Origin of the sequence: Streptomyces sp. NPDC002476, assembly GCF_042889785.1 — a bacterium.
Taxonomy (GTDB): domain Bacteria; phylum Actinomycetota; class Actinomycetes; order Streptomycetales; family Streptomycetaceae; genus Streptomyces.
This window is the reverse complement of the sequence record NZ_JBIARH010000018.1, coordinates 36,858-55,448: the sequence shown is the minus strand read 5'-3', so window position 1 is coordinate 55,448 and position 18,591 is coordinate 36,858. Positions and strand designations below refer to the sequence as shown.

16 protein-coding genes and 1 pseudogene are annotated in these 18,591 nt (G+C 70.4%); 11 read left to right on the top strand and 6 right to left on the bottom strand.

Annotated elements, in window-relative coordinates; translation table 11 throughout:
• Window positions 1-51: 51 nt before the first annotated feature.
• Window positions 52-783, bottom strand: coding sequence for a transglycosylase SLT domain-containing protein (locus ACFYXM_RS21190; RefSeq protein WP_389291343.1), 732 nt, complete (start codon window positions 781-783; stop codon window positions 52-54).
• Between the two features lie 765 nt (window positions 784-1,548).
• Between ACFYXM_RS21190 and ACFYXM_RS21185 the strand changes: the two genes are divergently transcribed.
• Entirely contained in the window at window positions 1,549-2,445 is an 897-nt protein-coding gene (locus tag ACFYXM_RS21185) for an aminoglycoside phosphotransferase family protein (protein ID WP_389291341.1), read from the top strand.
• A 627-nt stretch (window positions 2,446-3,072) separates the two neighbouring features.
• Here the strand turns inward: ACFYXM_RS21185 and ACFYXM_RS21180 are convergent.
• Both ACFYXM_RS21180 and ACFYXM_RS21175 read right to left on the bottom strand, forming a co-directional pair.
• The gene (locus ACFYXM_RS21180; protein ID WP_389291339.1) at window positions 3,073-3,798 is read right to left on the bottom strand and encodes a 2OG-Fe(II) oxygenase; all 726 of its coding nucleotides are present in this window, start codon (window positions 3,796-3,798) and stop codon (window positions 3,073-3,075) included.
• Window positions 3,799-3,910: 112 nt separating this feature from the next.
• On the bottom strand, window positions 3,911-4,681 hold the full coding sequence (locus tag ACFYXM_RS21175; RefSeq protein ID WP_389291338.1) for a 2OG-Fe(II) oxygenase: 771 nt from the start codon (window positions 4,679-4,681) through the stop codon (window positions 3,911-3,913).
• Window positions 4,682-5,222: 541 nt separating this feature from the next.
• Here ACFYXM_RS21175 and ACFYXM_RS21170 point away from each other — a divergent pair.
• The 3 genes from ACFYXM_RS21170 to ACFYXM_RS21160 all read left to right on the top strand — a co-directional run bounded on the left by ACFYXM_RS21170 (window position 5,223) and on the right by ACFYXM_RS21160 (window position 6,936).
• Window positions 5,223-5,675, top strand: a complete 453-nt coding sequence (locus ACFYXM_RS21170; protein ID WP_389291337.1) for an ester cyclase — start codon at window positions 5,223-5,225, stop codon at window positions 5,673-5,675.
• Window positions 5,676-5,908: 233 nt separating this feature from the next.
• Complete coding sequence (locus ACFYXM_RS21165; protein ID WP_389291335.1) at window positions 5,909-6,370, top strand: transposase; 462 nt, start codon at window positions 5,909-5,911, stop codon at window positions 6,368-6,370.
• On the top strand, window positions 6,367-6,936 hold the full coding sequence (locus ACFYXM_RS21160; RefSeq protein ID WP_389291333.1) for a hypothetical protein: 570 nt from the start codon (window positions 6,367-6,369) through the stop codon (window positions 6,934-6,936). The genes ACFYXM_RS21165 and ACFYXM_RS21160 overlap by 4 nt, the downstream gene beginning before the upstream one ends.
• A gap of 5 nt (window positions 6,937-6,941) precedes the next feature.
• On the opposite strand, the gene ACFYXM_RS21155 is transcribed toward ACFYXM_RS21160, so the two are convergent.
• Complete coding sequence (locus ACFYXM_RS21155; RefSeq protein ID WP_389291471.1) at window positions 6,942-7,760, bottom strand: endo alpha-1,4 polygalactosaminidase; 819 nt, start codon at window positions 7,758-7,760, stop codon at window positions 6,942-6,944.
• A gap of 541 nt (window positions 7,761-8,301) precedes the next feature.
• Between ACFYXM_RS21155 and ACFYXM_RS21150 the strand changes: the two genes are divergently transcribed.
• The 5 genes and pseudogenes from ACFYXM_RS21150 to ACFYXM_RS21130 all read left to right on the top strand — a co-directional run bounded on the left by ACFYXM_RS21150 (window position 8,302) and on the right by ACFYXM_RS21130 (window position 13,559).
• The gene (locus tag ACFYXM_RS21150; RefSeq protein ID WP_389291331.1) at window positions 8,302-9,126 is read left to right on the top strand and encodes an SAM-dependent methyltransferase; all 825 of its coding nucleotides are present in this window, start codon (window positions 8,302-8,304) and stop codon (window positions 9,124-9,126) included.
• A gap of 488 nt (window positions 9,127-9,614) precedes the next feature.
• Window positions 9,615-11,672, top strand: coding sequence for a phosphocholine-specific phospholipase C (locus tag ACFYXM_RS21145; protein WP_389291329.1), 2,058 nt, complete (start codon window positions 9,615-9,617; stop codon window positions 11,670-11,672).
• A 91-nt stretch (window positions 11,673-11,763) separates the two neighbouring features.
• A pseudogene (locus ACFYXM_RS21140) lies at window positions 11,764-12,023 on the top strand (transposase); the annotation flags it as partial.
• A gap of 51 nt (window positions 12,024-12,074) precedes the next feature.
• Window positions 12,075-12,287 carry a hypothetical protein gene (locus ACFYXM_RS21135; RefSeq protein WP_389291469.1) on the top strand — a complete coding sequence of 71 codons (213 nt, stop codon included), beginning with the start codon at window positions 12,075-12,077 and terminating at the stop codon, window positions 12,285-12,287.
• A gap of 129 nt (window positions 12,288-12,416) precedes the next feature.
• Complete coding sequence (locus ACFYXM_RS21130; RefSeq protein ID WP_389291327.1) at window positions 12,417-13,559, top strand: PaaX family transcriptional regulator C-terminal domain-containing protein; 1,143 nt, start codon at window positions 12,417-12,419, stop codon at window positions 13,557-13,559.
• A 24-nt stretch (window positions 13,560-13,583) separates the two neighbouring features.
• Here ACFYXM_RS21130 and ACFYXM_RS21125 read toward each other — a convergent pair whose 3' ends face one another.
• Window positions 13,584-14,363 (bottom strand): VOC family protein, encoded by a 780-nt coding sequence (locus tag ACFYXM_RS21125; RefSeq protein WP_389291325.1) that lies wholly within the window; start codon window positions 14,361-14,363, stop codon window positions 13,584-13,586.
• 238 nt (window positions 14,364-14,601) lie between these two features.
• Between ACFYXM_RS21125 and ACFYXM_RS21120 the strand changes: the two genes are divergently transcribed.
• Complete coding sequence (locus ACFYXM_RS21120; protein ID WP_389291323.1) at window positions 14,602-15,429, top strand: sulfurtransferase; 828 nt, start codon at window positions 14,602-14,604, stop codon at window positions 15,427-15,429.
• Between the two features lie 226 nt (window positions 15,430-15,655).
• Here ACFYXM_RS21120 and sepH read toward each other — a convergent pair whose 3' ends face one another.
• The gene (sepH, locus tag ACFYXM_RS21115) at window positions 15,656-16,714 is read right to left on the bottom strand and encodes a septation protein SepH (RefSeq protein ID WP_389291321.1); all 1,059 of its coding nucleotides are present in this window, start codon (window positions 16,712-16,714) and stop codon (window positions 15,656-15,658) included.
• Between the two features lie 499 nt (window positions 16,715-17,213).
• Here sepH and ACFYXM_RS21110 point away from each other — a divergent pair, with 499 nt between their 5' ends.
• Window positions 17,214-18,263 carry a hypothetical protein gene (locus ACFYXM_RS21110; RefSeq protein WP_389291320.1) on the top strand — a complete coding sequence of 350 codons (1,050 nt, stop codon included), beginning with the start codon at window positions 17,214-17,216 and terminating at the stop codon, window positions 18,261-18,263.
• Window positions 18,264-18,591 lie beyond the last annotated feature (328 nt).

The following is an 18,591-nucleotide window of genomic DNA, read 5'->3' as shown; positions in this document are numbered from 1 at the left end:
CTCCGGCGTATGCGCGTCGGACGGGGACGTACGCCGTACGCCTTGATCCGGTCAGTACGCGCTGTTGACGTTGTCGATCGAGCCGTAGCGGTCGGCGGCGTAGTTGGCCGCGGCCGTGAGGTTGGCGACCGGGTCGTAGATGTTCTTCGAGGTGCCGGGCACGTGGTACGCGTCGAACGTGGGCTGGATGACCTGGAGCAGGCCGCGGGACGGGACGCCGTTGCGGGCGTTGATGTCCCAGTCGTTGACCGCGTACGGGTTGCCGGAGGACTCCCGGATGATGTTCTTGTGCAGACCGTGGTAGGTGCCGGGGATGCCGTGCGCCCTCATGACGTCCAGGGCCTCCCGGATCCACCCGTCCAGGTTGTTCGCGTAGACCGGGGTGCGGGCCGTGGAGCGGCTCGCGGGAACGTCCTCGACCTGGCTCCGGGACTTGGCCTCGGCGACGGCGGCGGCCTTCGCCTTGGCGGCGGCCTCGGTCTTCTTCTTGACCGCGACTTCCTTGGCACGGGCCTGGTCGGCGGCCTTCACCAGGTTCTCGGCGGTCGAGTTCTGCTCGATGAGGCTGGCCTGCAGAGCCTTGGCGTGCGGGTTGCCGACGACGGAACCGAACACCACGGGCGCGGTGGACGCGGCGGCCTCGGCCTCGGGCTTGGACTCGGCGTTGGCGGGGACGAGCGAGAACGAAAGGGACGCGACGGCAGCGGCCGCGATACCTGCGAGGGAGAACTTCTGGGCCTTGTTCAGACGACTACGACGGGCGGGGACGCTGGACACGGTCATGCAGAGATACCTCTTCGAATCGCGGAAGTCCTCACGGAGGACGAAGACGGGAAGCGCTGTGTGCGCACCTCCGTCGGGGACGAGAGCAATTCTTAGCGCCAGCAAAATTCGCTGGCAAAGGTGTGACGTACGACCCCGGGTAGTGGACCGGGGAGGATCTCGATCGGGAGGGCCCGCGCTCCTGCCCACTGATTTCGGGCTCAGAGGTCGCGCGGACAGGTGGGTCGGCGTCGCGTGGCGATGGGCGGCGCCCGGCGGCGTTGTCGTCGGTCGACGACTTCCCCCATGGCCCGAAAGGCATGGGAGGGGCCCCTTCGCGTCACCTCCCTCCTCCGCCTTGCCGGGCTTGCCCCTCGCCCCGCTCCTTCCTCCGCCCCACCTATGCGCGCGACCTCTTACCGGAGGCCGAGGAGTCGATCTGAACAATCTTGGCTTCCGCGCCGGCGAGGCTCACCTGGAGCCCTTCCGGTCCGCCGAGCCATCCTTCCTGTTCTGCCTCCGTTTCTGCCTCCGTGATACGGGCGATGAGGTTGTCGCGGATCTCGACGAGACGACCGCGCTGGGCGGGGTCGGGTCGCAGCAGTGAGCAGCGAACACAGGCTTCTCCGAACTTTGGGTCCGTGCCGTCCCCAAGCCTCTGATCTGTAGCTCTCTGAAACCGAATTGGTGATGCCAGGGGAATCACAGCGAGATGTTCCGGAGCGCGAGAGCCGATCCGCATGCTGCCTGACCCGGGGCGGTTCAGTCTCAGTACCATGACTTCGCATGACCGTCACCGAGATCGAGATCACCGCAGATCTGGTCCGCGACCTGCTGCAGGAGCAACATCCAGACCTTGCGGGGCTGGCCATCCGCGAGGTGGCGGGCGGCTGGGGCAACCAAATGTGGCGCCTCGGGGACGAGCTGGCCGTGCGCATGCAGCGCATGGACCCCACCCCGGAGCTCCAGCTCAACGAGCGGCGGTGGCTACCCGTGCTGGCCCCGCGCCTGCCGCTCCCGGTGCCGACCCCGGTGCGGCTCGGCGAACCGTCCGAGCGCTTCCCCAAGCACTGGACCGTGATGACGTGGGTTCCCGGCGAGCCGCTGGACCACAGCTCGATCAGCCGCGGCGCCCATGCGGCCGACACGCTGGCGGGCTTCCTCCAAGCGCTCCATGTGGAGGCGCCAGCCGAGGCGCCAATCACCACGGACCGCGGCGCCCATCCCAGGAACTGCACGGACGACTTCGAGAACTTCTTCCAGGCCGTTGTCCCCGACGACATCGCTGCCGACGTCCGGGCCGTCTGGGACGACGCCGTTGCGGCCCACGCGTGGGAGGGCCCGCCGGTGTGGGTGCACGGCGACCTCCATCCCGCGAACGTCGTCGTCTCGGACGGAACGCTCTCGGGCATCGTCGACTTCGGTTGCGTGTTCGCCGGCGATCCGGCGTGGGATCTCGCCGCCGCATGGGTGCTGCTACCCGCGGGCACGGCCTCACGGTTCTTCGACATGTACGCGCATGCAGACGAGGCGGCGATCCGGCGCGCCCGCGGGCTGGCTGCTATGAAGAGCCTCTTCCTGATGCTCATGGGGCAGAACGGAGATCGGGGCGTTCCCGGCGGCAAGCAGAGCTGGGGACCTGCAGGGCGGGCGGCACTTGATCGTGTTCTGAAGGGCTTTTGATGCAGGCATGGGGCGAGATGCCTCACTCGGGGGCTGTTACGACCTGGTGAACGATAGGGAGCGGATCAGTGAGCGGCGTCGTGCGGCTTCGAATCCAAGGCGGAGGAGGTCACCGACGCTCCTTCCCCGAGCTCTCAGCTGCTTTCGAGCAGGGGAGGCCCCATCCGCCTTGGGTTCGAAGCTGTCGGCGTACACGTGGGCGTGGGCGAGGAACTGGCCGTGGCGGATGTCGTCGTCGTTCTTCCGGACCTGGTCGGAGACCTCGCGGATCTCGCTGCGGGTGCACCAGGGCATCGGGTGGCCGGCCCACGTCCGGTCCTCGCCCCTGGCTTCCCGGAGCTGGGGGTGATCTCGGCGCTGATCCCGCCAGCCATCAGTTGCTGGGCTGCTTTCTCGGCCCAGTAGGGCTCCTCGTGATCGATACGGACCAGCACCAAGGCGTTTTCGGTCACGGCGGTCCAGCCGTCCGCTTCCAGACCCACGTGGGGGATGTGGGCCTGGGATCCGGCCAGGATGGCGGTCATGACGCTGGGGTGGGTGGGGGGTGTCGAGGCGAACGCGGGCGTCGATGGGTGGCGTGGTGGTCACGTTGGGCGTCGTCTCTCCTGCCGGTGGCCGAACTCACTGTCAGGCGTCGTGGAAGACGAGGCCGAGGGCGTGGCGGCGGCCGGTGCGCACGGTGCTGACGCCGTGGCGGACGGGGCCGGCGCGGTGACCGCGGGCGGAGGGGACGGGGCGGTCGCGGGTGGTGAAGACCAGGCCGTGGCCCTGGGGGAGGGCGGTGGCGGTGCCGCGGGACTGGGCGCGGGGGCGCTGTTCGACGAGGAGGAACTCACCGCCGGTGTAGTCGGTGCCGTAGGCGTCGAGGCCGATGACGACCTGGAGGGGGAAGACGAGGTCGCCGAAGATGTCGCGGTGCAGGGCATTCCAGTCGCCGGGGCCGTAACGCAGCAGGATCTGGGAGCTTTTGTCCTGGCCGGCGGCGTGGCACATGGCGGTCCACTCGGTGAGGGTGTCGGGCCAGGGGGCGGGGCGGTGGAGCTTGTCGGCCCAGGCGCGGGCGATGGTGAGCAGGGGCGGGTAGAGGGCCTCGCGCAGGGCGGCGACGGGCTCGGGCAGGTCGTGGGTGAAGTACCGGTACTGGCCGGAGCCGAAGCGGTGGCGGGCCATGTCGACGGTGGTGCGGAACAGTTCGGGCCTGTCGTACAGGGCGGCGATCTCCCGGCACTGCGCTGGGGCGAGCAGGCGAGGGGTCAGGGCGCATCCGTGGGCGTCGAGTTCGGCGGTCAGGGCGGCCCAGTCGGCGTCGGGGACGCGGGCGGTGGTCGGGTGGTTGGCGGTCCGGGTGTTCACGGTGGTGTCCTTGGGTGCGGGTCGTCCTGCGGGGTGGGCGGCGGAGTAGTGGTGGTGGCGCCGTGGAGAGGGAGGGGCCGGCGGGAAGCGGACGCATGGCCGGGGCTCGTCGTCAGCGGGCGTTGTGGAAGATCACACCGAGGGTGGTGCGCCGGCCGGACTCGACGGCGTTGGTGCCGTGGCGCATCGGGTGGCGCCGGTATCCGCGGCTGCCCGGGACGGGGCGGTGACGGACAGGGAAGATCACGGCCTGGCCGAGCTGCGGCCGCGCGACGATGGCGCGGGACTGGGAGCGGGGCCGCAGCTCGACGAAGACGTTCTCCCCGCCGGTGAAGTCCTCGCCGGGCCGCTCCAGCATGATCGTGGCCTGCAGCGGGAAGACGAGGTCGCCGTAGACGTCCTGGTGCAGGCAGGCGTAGTCACCCGGGCCGTAGCGCAGGATCAGCGGGGTGGGGCGGTGCTGCCCGGCCGAGGCGCACTCGGCGTGCAGTTCGGCGAGGGTGGCGGGGAAGGCGCGTTCGCCCAGCCGCGCGGCCCACTGGTTGGCGATCCGTGCCAGCGGCGGATACAGCCGCTCGCGCAGGGCGTCCAGCACCGGCAGGGCGGCCGGGTCGGCGTAGTAGCGGTACGTGCCTCGGCCGAAGCCATAGCGCTGCATCACCACGGTGGAGCGGAACAGGTCCGCGTCGTCGAAGGTGTCGGCGATCTCCCGGCACTGGGCGGGCGACAGCAGGGGCCCGGTGAGCGCGACGCCGTCCCGGTCCAGCTGCTCCCGCACGTCCTGCCAGTCGACCGCGGCGAGAGCGGGCAGGACGTGCGAGCTTTCGACGGGCATGGCGCCGGTGGGGACCGGGGCGGCGGTGGTGAAGAGGGTGTCGTTCACGGGAAGTCTTTCGGCGAGCGGAGGGTGACGGGTCTCATGCCCGGGGGCTGCGCGCCGGGCGGGGCGTTCGCGCCCGGCGGTTCGATCATCGCCCCTGGGCGGGTCCGGTGCTGGCGGCATTCGGACGGCGCGTCGGACGCCCTTGCGGCCGGGCGGGTCGGGCCGCCGATGCACTCGTCGAAGCGCTCGACCAGGTACGGATGAACGCGCGAGCGGGCCGTTTGGAGGTTCGCCGCCATCGCATTCATGAACGTGCGCCCTTCTCGGGGCCGGTCGTTGGTTCCGACGGGTGGACGGCGGCCGGACCGAGAACGTGAGCCGGGACAGGCGCAGACCGGCAGCGCGCCGCACGTGGACGGTCCCCTCACACGCACTGCCGCAGGGCGAACGTCCGGTCCGAATACCGCCAGCACTCGCCCGACACCCCCGCCAAGCTTGGAAATGCCGCAAAACGGTCGGAGGCGATCCCCTGGCCACTACTGCTGGCGCACCAGACGCGTGCACACGCGGCTGTCCACCCGACCGGACGAAGGAGCGCATCATGTCGATCCAAGAAAACAAGGCCGTCGTGGATCGCTGGTTCACCGAGTTCTGGGGTCCCGACTTCAATCCGGACGTCATCGACGAACTCGCCGCCCCTGACATCAAGTTCGAGTACTCGCTTCACGCCCCCTGCCGCGGCCGCGAAGAGGTACACGCCTTCGCCAAGAAGTTCCGGGCCGCGTTCCCCGACCTCGCGTTCTCCGGCACCGCCGACCTCATCGCCGAAGGCGACTACGTCGTGGGCCAGTGGATCGGGGGCGGCACCCACAGCGGAGACGCGTTCGACGACATGCCCATCGGCGCCCTGACCGCCAACACCGGCAAGACCATGCACTTCACCGGCACCACCATCCTCAAGGTCGAGAACGGCCTGATCACCGAGGAGATCGGCCTCGACGACGGCCTCACCGTCCTGCAGCAGCTCGGACTCATCGTCCCCGCCCGACAGTGAGGATGTGACGTGGTGACGCTCCCGGTGGGTCCGACCCTCCGCCCGACTGACGTCTCGACTGTCCTGTTGGGGATTTGTCGGCCCGCCGGGCGTCGCCACGCACGCGGCCGGACGGGCAAGTGTGACCTTGTAGGAGCTTGGTCCAGAAGCCCCGTCACTGTCTTGTCCACCCGTCCGACCGGCGCGTGCCGCCCTCGGATCGGACACGCGAGGACGGACACGCGAGGACGGACATGACCAGCGTGAGGCACGACGGCCCGGAGATCACCGGTGGTGTCGATACCCACGGCCTGACCCACCACGCTGCGGTGATCGACTCGGTGGGCCGGCACCTGGCCGACCGGGAGTTCCCCGCCACCATCCGCGGCTGCCGGGACCTGCTGGACCGGATGCGTTCCCGCGGCACGCCGGTCGCGGTCGGGGTGGAAGGCGCCGGTGCCTACGGCGCCGAGCTCGCCCGGGTGCTGACCGCCGCGGGCGTCACGGTCATCGACCAGCCGGACCGTAGAACACGGCGGATGAAGGGCGAGTCCGACCCGATCGACGCCTACGCCGCCGCCGGCGGCTACGTGCGCCACCGCGTCTTCTTCGCCGACGAACCCACCGCGATCACCGCCGGCTACCGGCCCTGCGCGGTATGCCTGCCCGAGCAGTACCGGCGGTGGAAAGACCTCCGAAGGACCCGCACCCCATGAACCCCCGCCGCGCACCCGCCTGCTCGCCCCTGCTGTCCGCACCCGAGCGCACCGCCTACGGCGACCTCCCCGAACCCGCCCCGCACACCGCCCCCGAACTCGCCGCCCTGCTGCGCCTGCTCACCGACCACCGCCGCCCGCGCCTGCACAGCGTCGCCATCGGCCACAGCCGTGACGACGCCTCCCGTGCCGCCGCCGCTGCGTTCGCCGACGCCTGGCACGCCGCCGACGGTGCCGTCCTCACCGTCGTCGACTGGCCCGAACAGGCCGCTTCCTGGCTGCGGCCCGCCCACCGCCTCACCGCCCAGGAACCCGACGCCCTCGTCATCGCAGCCGCCCCGCTCGGCTGGGCGCAACTCGCCGGGCGCCTGCGCCACAGCACCCCCTGGCGCCCGGACCGTACGTTCGGCTTCGCATCCCTCGCCGTACCGGCAGTCGCCGCGCTCGCCGGAACCGGCGTCCTCGACGGCGTGCGCGGCGCGAGCGCGGACGGCAGCACCTGGCGCATCGACCACGGCGGCTGGATCAGCACTCTGCCGCCCCTCGCCCCGGGCGGCACCGCATGAGCACCTCAGCAGTGCTCGAAGACGTAGGCCTTCTTCGTCGGGTGCGCCAGGTTGCGGTCGCGCAGGATCGTCATCGCTGGGCGGCTCTTCAGCGCGCACACCGAGGACCACTTCCGTCCGATGTTGTCCGAGTACTCGATGTCGATTACGTGCTTGCCGTACGTCTTCGTGTACGCGTCGCACTCCTGATACTTGACGCACTCCTCGGCGACGACGAAGTCGAATCCGGCGCTCTTCCGGCCGGAGACACCAAGCTGAGGGGTGTTCTTCTGGCCGGCGGCGAGCCCGTCGCGGTGCGCGAGCCGCACGAGCGACTTCGCCAGTGCGAGGTTCCCGGACCGTGTCAATGCCCCGTGCGACCGGGTCCACGAGTCGAGATTGTCGAACTCCACGGCGTCGAACCCGCGGTCGGCGCATCGGGCGATCGACTTCGCCAACACCTTCGTGATCGTGGCGCGCTTCGCTGCGGTCGTGGTGTCGAGGAGCATTTCATCCGGCCAGCCCGGGTCGGACACGGGGTTACCGGTGGAATCCCGCAGGATCGCGGCCGGGTACTTCGACTTCCACAGGTCAGCGTCTTCCGGCTGGGTCTGGAACCCGTTGACGTAGCAGATGTTGTACTTGCCCTCCGCCGGGCGCGCAGTGCTGTCCCGCTCCACGATGGTCACCCCGGCGGGCGGTGTGTACGACCCGCCGAGCTGGTAATCCGGTACCCCCGAGACGGGCAGGTTTGTGTAGGGGATGTCGGAATCTTCGGAGCCGGATGTGGCACTCTCAGCGGCACATCCGGCGATGCTGAGCGCTGCTACGAGCGATACCGCCACGGTCGGCAAGGAGGAAAGGGTTCGCACGTCGGTAAGCCTCGCATGTGCGATGGCCGAAGCCACACGCGGCCCGCGGACTGCGGTGCCCCATCTGCACTGGGCTCGTGGGCAAGGGCATGCCGGGCGTCTCGTCGGCCTTGATCCGGACCGTGCTGCCCTCGCCCGTACACGGCGCTGCGTGGATGTCGGGGACTCTGCTGCGTAATTCGGAACTCAGGCTGCGAGTTGGCGGCTGAGGCGGGTGAGCCTGCTGGTCCTGGGGTCGCGCCGATGCTGAACCGGTGCACCGCCGCGCCCGGCTTCTTCGCGCAGGTGCCGATGCACGCATCGCCAGTGGGAGTGGTGCCGCCGGGCAGCAGGGCAGCGAGCAGTGTGTAGTGCCGTCTGGGCGCGAGGACGGCGGTGCTTCGAACGGGTCTTCCGGCGGCGTTCCGGTGATCAGATGCTCCAGTCAGCCAGCTTCCGGAACCACCCGCAACAATATGGACGTACAGGTAGGTTGTGGCCATCGTTTGATCGTTTGTGGGGCTTGGAGGTCTTCATGAGTGAGCAGCAGACGTCCGTCAGTCGGCTCGCCACGCCGCTGTCGGAACGGATCGACACGACCAGGCCGCACTCTGCCCGCTTCTGGAACTATTTCGTCGGCGGCAAGGACAACTACGAGGTCGACCGTGAGATCGGCGACCAGATCAAGACGTTCTTCCCGGGCCTTGTCGACGTAGCGGTAGCGGGACGGCAGTTTCTGCGCCGCTCGGTGAGTCACCTGGTGGAGGATCAGGGCGTCCGTCAGTTCCTGGACATCGGGACCGGCCTGCCCACTGCGGACAACACCCACCAGGTGGCCCAGGGCATAGCCCCCGAGTCACGCGTCGTGTACGTGGACAACGACCCGCTCGTCCTCGCGCACGCTCGTGCCCTTCTCACCAGCTCACCGGAGGGAGTCACGGACTACATCGATGCCGACTTCTACGAGCCGGACGTCATCCTTGCCGAGGCCGCGAAGACACTCGACTTCGACCGGCCTGTGGCCCTGATGCTGCTCGGCATACTCGGTCACGCGGGCGACTTCTCGCGGGCGCGTGAGGTGGTGGGCCGGCTGATGGCGGGACTGCCGTCCGGCAGCTACCTCGTGGTGTACGACGGCACGCGTACCAGCCAGGGCATGATCGCCGCAGAGGAGGCATACATCAAGAGCGGCGCAGTGCCTTATTACGTCCGTGAGCCGAGCGAGATCGTCACTCTCTTCGACCGGCTGCGGATCCTCGACCCGGGCTTTGTCCGGCTCAGCGAGTGGCGGCCCGACGCCGAGAGCGCGAGGGTTTCCGCCGATGTCGATGCCTTCGGTGGAATCGGCGTCAAGGAGTGACTCGGCGCGGGCACTGTCGTCGGCCGACCAGAGCCGGGGAGAAGGCCATATGCCGGAGTACGAATCCAGTGCACACCGCATCGACGCCACCAGGACGCACCCCGCCCGGGTGTACGACTGATGTCTGGGCGGGAAGGAGAAATGCTCCGTAGGCGAGGAACTCGGCAACCGGGTTGCCGCCCTGTTGCCGGACACGAAGCGCATTGCGCGCGACAATTGGTTTTTTTGCTGCACGGCTGACGCATATCGAAGAGACACGGAGGGCCGCCCGAATCGTCCGGGCGGCCCTCCGGCCTGTCCCGAGGAGCAGGGTCGGACAGGCCGCCGCGGCCGCGCCCGCCGCGCCGGTCGTGCCCCAGCCCGCCAACTGCTGTTCGGCGGATCGCCACCGTGTCCACATAGCGTCGGTCTTTCGCAGTTCGGCGGACTCTGGAACACTCCAGTCGCATTCTCCCCCACAACTCCTCACCCCACAGAGGTCCTCATTCATGGCTGAACTCGACCGACGTCGCTTCATGCAACTCGCCGGAGGTGCAGCCGCCTTCACCATGCTGTCGAACAGCATCGCCCGCGCTGCCTCCCTCCCGGCGAAAGGCGCCACCGGCACGCTCGAGGACGTCGAGCACATCGTCGTGCTGATGCAGGAGAACCGCTCGTTCGACCACTACTTCGGCACACTGAGGGGTGTACGCGGCTTCGGTGACCCACGTCCGGTGACATTGCCCAGCGGTAAACCGGTGTGGCACCAGTCGTCCGGCATCAAGGATGTGCTGCCGTTCCGGCCGACGGCCGACAACCTCGGACTCCAGTTCATCCAGGACCTCAACCACGACTGGGCGGGCGGCCACTGGGCGTTCAACAAGGGCGCGTACGACAAGTGGGTGCCCGCCAAGTCGGCGACGACGATGGCCTACCTCACCCGCGAGGACATACCGTTCCACTACGCCCTCGCCGACGCGTTCACCATCTGCGACGCATACCACTGCTCCTTCATCGGCTCAACGGATCCGAACCGCTACTACATGTGGACGGGATACAGCGGCAACGACGGCGCCGGCGGTGGCCCCGTGCTCGGGAACGAAGAGGCGGGGTACGGGTGGACGACGTACCCCGAACGGCTGGAGAAGGCCGGGGTGTCCTGGAAGATCTACCAGGACATCGGCGACGGGCTCGATGCCGCAGGGTCCTGGGGATGGATCAGCGACGCGTACCGGGGGAACTACGGCGACAACTCGCTGCTGTACTTCAACAATTACCGCAATGCCAAGCCCGGCGATCCGCTCTACGACAAGGCTCGCACCGGCACTGATGCCAAGAACGGCGACGGGCTCTTCGACAGGCTCAGGGCCGATGTGAAGGCTGGGGCCCTTCCGCAGATCTCCTGGATCGCCGCCCCCGAAGCCTTCACCGAGCATCCCAACTGGCCCGCGAATTACGGTGCCTGGTACATCGCGCAGGTACTGGACGCGCTGACGTCCAACCCGGAGGTGTGGGGCAGGACAGCCCTGTTCATCACGTACGACGAGAACGACGGATTCTTCGACCACATCGTGCCGCCGTACCCGCCGTCCGGGGCCGCGCAGGGGCTGTCCACCGTGGCGACCTCCGCCGACTGGTTTGCGGGCAACATCAGATACGCCGCCGGCCCGTACGGCCTGGGGCAGCGCGTTCCGATGCTGGTCGTCTCGCCGTGGAGCACTGGAGGGTTCTCGTGCTCCGAGGTCTTCGACCACACCTCGATCATCCGGTTCATGGAGCGACGCTTCGGGGTGAAGGAACCGAACATCTCGCCCTGGCGACGCGCCATCTGCGGTGACCTCACCTCCGCGTTCGACTTCCGCCGTACGGACACCGCCCCCGTCGCCCTTCCCTCCACCGACGGATACCTGCCGCCGGACCGCAACCGGCATCCCGACTATGTGCCCGTGCCGCCCGCCGTCGGCAGTGTTCCCAAACAGGAACCGGGTACCCGGCCCACCCGGCCGCTGCTGTACGCGCCGTTCGTGGACGGCTCGGCGAATCCGGCGACCGGAAAGTACACCCTCACCTTCAGCGGAGGCGCCGCGGCCGGGGCGCAGTTCCTGGTGACGTCCGCGAACCGTACCGACGGACCGTGGACGTACACCGCCGAGGCCGGTAAGTCGCTCTTCGACACCTGGAACACGGCCTATTCGAACGGAGTGACCAACCTCAGTGTGTACGGGCCGAACGGATTCCTTCGTACCTTCAAGGGGCCCGGCAGAGCGGCAGGGCCCGAGGTGACCGCCCGCCACAACGCCACCAGTGGGAATCTCGACCTGACGATGACCCACAGTGGCTCTGGGGACGCTCATTTGACGCTGAGCGATGCCTACGGCGGTTCTGTCCAGACGTTCACGGTGCGGGCGGGCGCGACTGTGAACCACTCGGTGGACCTGCGGGGGAGCAGCCGCTGGTACGACATCTCGGTGGTCTCCGATACGGACACCACGTTCCTGCGCCGCTTTGCCGGGCACGTCGAGACGGGCGAGGCGGGTACGAGCGATCCGGCCCTGGTGGCAGGCTGAACCAGCGGGCCGGGGTGGGGGACCTGTCCCCGAGTGGTGGGCACCTCTGAGCCCGGCCCCGGCAGGGGCCGGGGAGGAGGGGTCCCCTATGGTGCGGAACCTTCCCCTGCACGACACCGCGCAGAACCAGGTCTGGCTGGAGATCGCCCGGATCGCGCTCGATCTGCTGGCCTGGATGCCCATGCTCGCCCTGACCGGCCGGGCCCGGCTCCGGGGACCGCGCCGCCTGCGGTTCCGCCTGTTCTCCGCCGCCGACAGCTCGTCACCAGCGGTCGACGTCGCATCCTCCGCCTTGCCCGCCACCGGCCCTGGACAGTCGAGATCAACACCGCCCTCGAACGGCTCGCACTCCCCGACCGCCAGGCAGCCGGGATGGTGGTCCGGGCGATCGACTGGAAGTACGTGCTCGGCCTGGAGCTGACCGATCCGGGGTTCGACTTCGCGGTGCCGGCGAAGTTTCGGGCCCGGTTGGTCGAGCACGGCCTGGAGCGCCTGATCTTCGACCGGCTGGTGGAACACTGCCGCCAGGAGGGACTTTCCGTGAAGCGTGCGGATGAGCGTTGGTTCGCGGGCTCGCTGATGGCCACGCAGTCTGCGGTGCCGGGCCTGGGCTGAGCGTGTCGGGCCGCAGCGCTCAGCGGCGGCATGTCCGTGGTCGTCGTGCGGTACGCCGGGCCGGCCGGCCGACGCTGGATGGAGGAGTGGAGCCGGTCGACGTGTTCAAGGAAGGACCACGACGGGCGGATGGACGGCGAGAGCGCCCTGTTCGCGTTGACCGTCACCGATGAGGGACGGCTGCTGCTGGACTCCCCGGTGCTTTCTGCATGCGCCTGGGCCACCGGCCGCGCCCTTGCGCCGGGGCCCGGCAGCAGGGGCTGGCTGGACGGCTTCGAGGACGAAGCGGCGATCTGGCTCGCCAGGGCCGCCGAACTCGGCGAGGATGACGCCGTGAACACGGCGAGCGGGGAAGAGTCCGCGCCCGGACCGGGATCCCCGGGCAAGGCGCAGCCGAGGCAGCTGATCGTGACGGTCTACGGGCTGTACGCGCGCGACACCGGCGGCTGGATGCCCGTGGCCTCGCTGATCCGGCTGCTCGCCGACCTGGGCGTCGAGGGGCCGACCGTGCGGTCCTCCGTCTCCCGGCTGAAGCGCGCCGGAATCCTCGAAGCGGAAACGGTGTCCGGGGCGGCCGGATACCGGATCTCGCCGGACACCGAACGCGTCCTGCGCGACGGCGATCCGCGCATCTTCGCGGCGCGGCGCGCCACCGTCGACGAGGGCTGGGTGCTCGTCGTCTTCTCCGTGCCCGAGTCCGAGCGCGCCAGGCGGCACGCGCTGCGCACCCAGCTGACCAGGCTCGGCTTCGGATCCGTGTCCGCCGGGGTGTGGATCGCACCGGGTCATGTGTACGAGGAGGCGGAGGACATGCTGGCCCGGCACGGGCTGCGCTCCTACACCGACCTCTTCCGGGCCGACCACCTTCCCGCGGCCGGGAGGACGGAGGCCGGGATCCCGGTCGGGAACGCGCCCGAGGGCGAGTGCGAGGCGAGCAGGGGCCGGGCGGGCCGCGCGGAACTGGCCGCGAAGGTGCGCATCTGGTGGGACACCGTCCGGCTCCAGCGGCTCTACGCCGAGTTCCTCGCGGCGTACCGGCCGGTGACCGAGCGGATCGCGAGCGGGGACCGGGTCACCGACAGCGAGGCGTTCACGACGTACATCAGGGTCATCACCGACTGGCGCCGGCTGGTCTACCTCGACCCCGGTGTCGCGCGGGAGCTGCTGCCGGCCGAATGGAGCGGAACCGAGGCGTCCGATCTCTTCGACGAGCTCCACGCCCGGTTGTCCGGCCCCGCCCGCCGCCATGTCGAACGGCTCCGGACCGGCTGACGCCCCGGCCTGGAGCCCGTCGGTTCAGAGCCTGTCGGGTGACCGCACGATCGTGAACACGGCGCCCTCGGGGTCCGCCACGGTCGCGATCCGGCCGAAGGAGCCGTCGCGGGGCGGCTGGAGGACGTACCCACCCAGGTCCACCACACGACGAGCGGTCGCGTCGGTGTCGTCGACCTCGAAGTACGTCATCCAGTGCGGCCCGCGGTCGCGGGGGAGGGCATGACCCACGCCGTGCAGCGAGGCGACCGGACGACCGCGCAGACGCAGCGTCTGGTAGTCGAAGCCAGCCGATACGATCGCCTCCGCCTCGTAGCCGAACACCGTCTGGTAGAACTTGCAGACCGTCGAGGTCTCACGGGTCAGCAGCTCGTTCCAGACCGGGGTGCCGTGGGTGCCTGAGAGCGCCGTGCCGAGATGCGCGGCGGCCTGCCAGATCCCGAAGACCGCGCCCCCGGGATCGGCGGCGACGGCGAGTCGTCCCGCCTCGCCCGTGTCGAGCGGCCCCACGGCGACCGTGCCACCGCAGGAGCGGATCAGCTCCGCCGTGGCATCGGCGTCGTCGGAGGCCAGATACGTTGTCCAGGCCACGGGCAGGAGGCGGTCGGACGGCAGCTGCCCGATGCCCGCGACCACCCTTCCGCCGATCGACGCGCGGACGTACGGACCCAGTTGGTCCGGGCCCGGCGCGAACTCCCAGCCGAACAGACCGGCGTAGAAATCCTCTGTGGTGCTCAAGCCGTGCACGATCAGACTCACCCAGCAAGGTGTTCCGGGTGTGCGCCGGGCGGGAGCCTCGGTCATCGTCACTCTCTCCTCGGACCATCGTGGTGGCCGTACGGGGGGAACAGGGCCGTGCGCCGTGGTGCGGCGCGGGTGGTGCGCGCCCCGTGCAGATGCTCGCACCACCCGGCGCTCCATGCGGCCCGGCCGCGCCGCATCGTCCGGGATCTCGACAGAGAGGCCGGAAACATGCGGTACGTCCGGTTCGGTGGTGTGACGGTGTTACGGGTGGGACCGCTCCTGCGCGAGGATGGTTCCCATGAAGCCGATCATCACCGCGCCCGAATGCGCGAGCGAGCTGGCGGGGCCACGTCCGCCGGTGCTCCTGGACGTACGTTGGCAGCAGGGCGGCCCGCACGGCCGTCCGGACTACGAGGCCGGACACATCCCGGGCGCGGTCTTCGTCGACCTGGACGCGGACCTCGCCGGTCCGGCGGGCAGTGGTGGACGCCACCCCCTGCCCGACCCCGAGGAGTTCGGCGCGACCATGCGCAAGGCCGGTGTCCGCGCGGACACCCCGGTGGTCGTGTACGACGGCGGCCAGAGCTGGGCGGCGGCCCGCGCCTGGTGGCTGCTGCGCTGGACCGGGCACGAGAACGTCCGGGTGCTGGACGGCGGCCTCGCGGCCTGGGAGGGGAAGCTCGACACGGAGATCCCCATGCCGGACGAGGGCGACTTCCGGCCGGTGCCCGGCGCCGTGCCGCTGTTGGACGCCGACGGGGCGGCGGCGCTGGCCCGGTCGGGTCTGCTGCTCGACGCGCGGGCCGCCGCACGCTACCGGGGCGAGGTGGAACCGATCGACCGGGTGGCCGGCCACATCCCGGGCGCCGTCTCGGCCCCGACCACCGAGAACGTGGAAGAGGACGGCCGGTTCCTGCCCGCCTCCTCGCTGGCGGCCCGCTTCGGTGAGCTCGGCGCCGACCGGGCGTCCGAGGTCGGTGTCTACTGCGGCTCGGGCGTCTCGGGCGCCCACGAGGTGCTGGCCCTGGCCGTCGCCGGGATTCCGGCGGCGCTCTACGTGGGCTCCTGGTCCGAGTGGACCGCCGACGGGACCCGCCCGGTCGCCACGGGCCGCGACCCCCGCTGACGCGAGGCGCGCCGGACTGAGCGCGGCGCGCGGCCGGGACGTGGTCCGGCCGCCCGCTGCTCCCGTCGTTCCTTCCGTGTCACGCGCTTCTTCCGGACCGTGTGCCGCTTGCGTGCGGTGCGTCGCTCCCGGGGCACACGTTTCTCCCGTGCCGCGCGCGGAGGACACGGCACGAGGGCCCGCACGCCGTGGCGTACGGGCCCTCGTCATGCTGCGATCGGCCCGTTCAGTCCTGTTTTTTTCGGCGCGTGCCGAAGACGATCTCGTCCCAGCTCGGCACCGCCGCCCGGCGGCCCGGCCGTACGCCGTCGGCCTCGGCCTGACGGTCCGTGGTCCCGATCAGCCGGTCGCGGTGTCCCGCCACCGCCCGCGGCATCAGCACATCCGCGTAGGCGGAACCGGCACCCGCGGAGGCAGCTGCCGCGGGTGACTCGTCGGCCTCCGGCTCCTCCGCGACCGGGTCCGGGACGGGGGGCTCGGGCCGTTCCGGGACGACCATGTCGCCGCGGAAGCTCGGAACCGCCTCCAGCAGGCTGGTCAGCGAGTCGCGTTCACCGGACGAGATGCCGCCCACGTGCTCCTCGGGGTCGGGCACGGGGGCCGGGACCGACGGGCGCTCCAACGGGCGGTCCAGGGAGCGGTCCAGCGGCCGGTCGCGGGGCAGCCGGGCGATCCGGGGCACGAACGGGAAGGTCGGCTCGGGCGCGGCGACCTCGTCGGTCTCGCCGATCAGCGAACGCGCCTCGTCGTCCACGGCCTGGACCAGCCGACGCGGCGCGTCGTACGCCCAGCTCGCCGAATGGGGTTCGCCCGCGACCCGGTAGACCAGCAGGACCTCCCAGGTGCCGTCGTCACGGCGCCACGAGTCCCACTGGACGGTCTCCTTGTCGGCGCCGCGCAGCAGCAGCCGCTCCTTCACCGCCTCGCCGAGCAGGGGGCCGGTGTTCTCGCCGGGACGGCGTACGGGGGTCTTGCGGGCGCGCTCGGCCATGAAGGCGCGTTCCGCGAGGACAGGGCCCTCGAAGCGGCGGACACGGTCGACCGGGATCCCGGCGAACTGGGCGACCTCCTCGGCGGAGGCGCCCGCCCGTATCCGCGCCTGGATGTCGCGCGGGCGGAGGTGGCTCTCCACCTCGATCTCGATCTGGCCCAGCCGCGCACGATCGTTGCGCACGGCGGCTCGCAGCCGCTCGTCGATCGGAAGCGTGTACTCCGTGTTGTCCGCAGCCTTGAGCACCAGTCGTGTGCCGTCGTTGGAGACGGCCACGACACGCAGTTCGGGCATGGGGACCTCCCGGGTGGTGCCTGCCGACGTCACGTGCGTCGCTGCTTCCGCTAGTCGAGTGTGGCCTGCCCGGGTGCAGCCTGCCACAACATTGCCGTGTTGCCCGGTGTGTCGAGCGTGAGCCCTTGACCGCCGGTATGACACGGTGACCCATTGTGCAACATGAAGTGGACTTCTGGTCACATCATGTAGTCGGTCCCCGTGCGATGCCGCGGCGCCGCCGGTTCGAGTGCCTCCTTGCGGCCCCCTTCCCGAAGATCCCGGACACCCGTGCGGGAATCCGGCTCAGGGCTCGTCACAGTACTCCATTCGGGCCACGTGAGTGGACCGCCGCGCCGTCGAAGTCGTCGTCGGGTGCGGCAGTTGAGCTACCCAGCCGGGGACCGTATGCCCCTTGCGCGTGTTCTGCTTCACAGAATCTCCCGAAGCGGAACTAATCACTTCGCTCAGATGTCCCTTTCTGTTGCATGGTGGGAGAGATGTCAATCAAGGGCTGGAAATGGTGCAGAAGCCGGAAAGTGACACGGATCCCAAGGAAAAGCGAATAGATCTGAGCCTGCCGCAGGTGGCGGGCAGTGCCGTGGCGGCGGTCGCCGCGGCGGTGGCGGCTTCCCAGCTGGGTGTCTACGGAACGATCCTGGGCGCGGGGGTGATGAGCGTCGTCGCCACGTGCGGCGGTTCCGTCTTCCAGCACTTCTTCCGTCGCACGGGGGAGCAGATCCGCGAGGCCACGGTCCAGGCGAAGCACCAGGGCCGCGAGGCGGCCGGGCGGAACCGGAGGGCGGGCGACGCGCGGGCCTCGCGGGGGGAACGGCGGTCCTCGCCGGAGCCGGGCCACGACGGGGCCGAGGACGCCACGACGGTGCTCCCCGCCATGGACGCGACAACCATGCTTCCCGCCGTGGATGCCACGACCGTGCTGCGCGCCGTGGACACCGATCAGGACCCCACCCGGCCGACCGGGCCGTTCGGTGCGACCCGGCCGCTCGCGGCGGTCCGCCCGGGCCGGGACGGGTCGCCCGACGAGGAGTTCTCCGAGGCCACCACGCACGGCACCCGGTTCCGGGGCTGGAAGCGTTCCGCTGCCGGGGCGGCCGTGGTCTTCGCCGTGGCCATGGCCGGGATCACCACGTACGAACTGGTCTCCGGGAGCGACCTGAGCGGTGGCCGGGGCACCACCGTGGGCTCCGTCGTACGCGGCGGCGCACGGGACTCCGGGACGAACGACCCCGCGCCGTCGACCGGCACCGGCACCGGCCCGGACCGGGACCGGACGCCGGGGCAGGAGAGCGGCGAGGCCCCCGGCACGGCCCCGGGCGGCGGGCAGACCCGGAACCCCGACTCCGGTCAGGACGGCCGCGCCCCGGCCGATCCGGCGCCCAGCGCCACGCGGCCCGGCGGCAGCGGCGAGGGGACCGGTCCGTCCCCGGCGACCACACCCGCCCCGTCGGCCCCCGGCGAGGACGGCGTCGCCCCGCAGCCCACGGATGCCGGGCAGGCCCCGGCGCAGGGCGGACAGGCCACCACCGGCACCGAAACCGGCCGATGAGACCGAGGGGGCGGTGCCCTCCGGCACCGTCCCCTCGGCCCGGCCTCCGGCCGCACGACGGCACTTCGACGACAGGGTCTGGCCAGGGCGTGTTTCGAAAGCCCCGTCCGGCCTGCGGCGTCTGGCGCGGCGCCTCGCCGCATTGTCGGGATCGTCCACGTACGCCCCCTACGAGGACGCCCCTCCGCCTTGCGATGCACCGCACCGGACGCCGCCTCCCTAGTGCCGTGACCGGCACTAGGGAGGCGGATGGGGCCCCTGCTCGAAAGCAGCTGAGAGCTTGGGGAAGGGGCGTCGGTGACCGACGACGACGCGGAAGGCGGAGTCG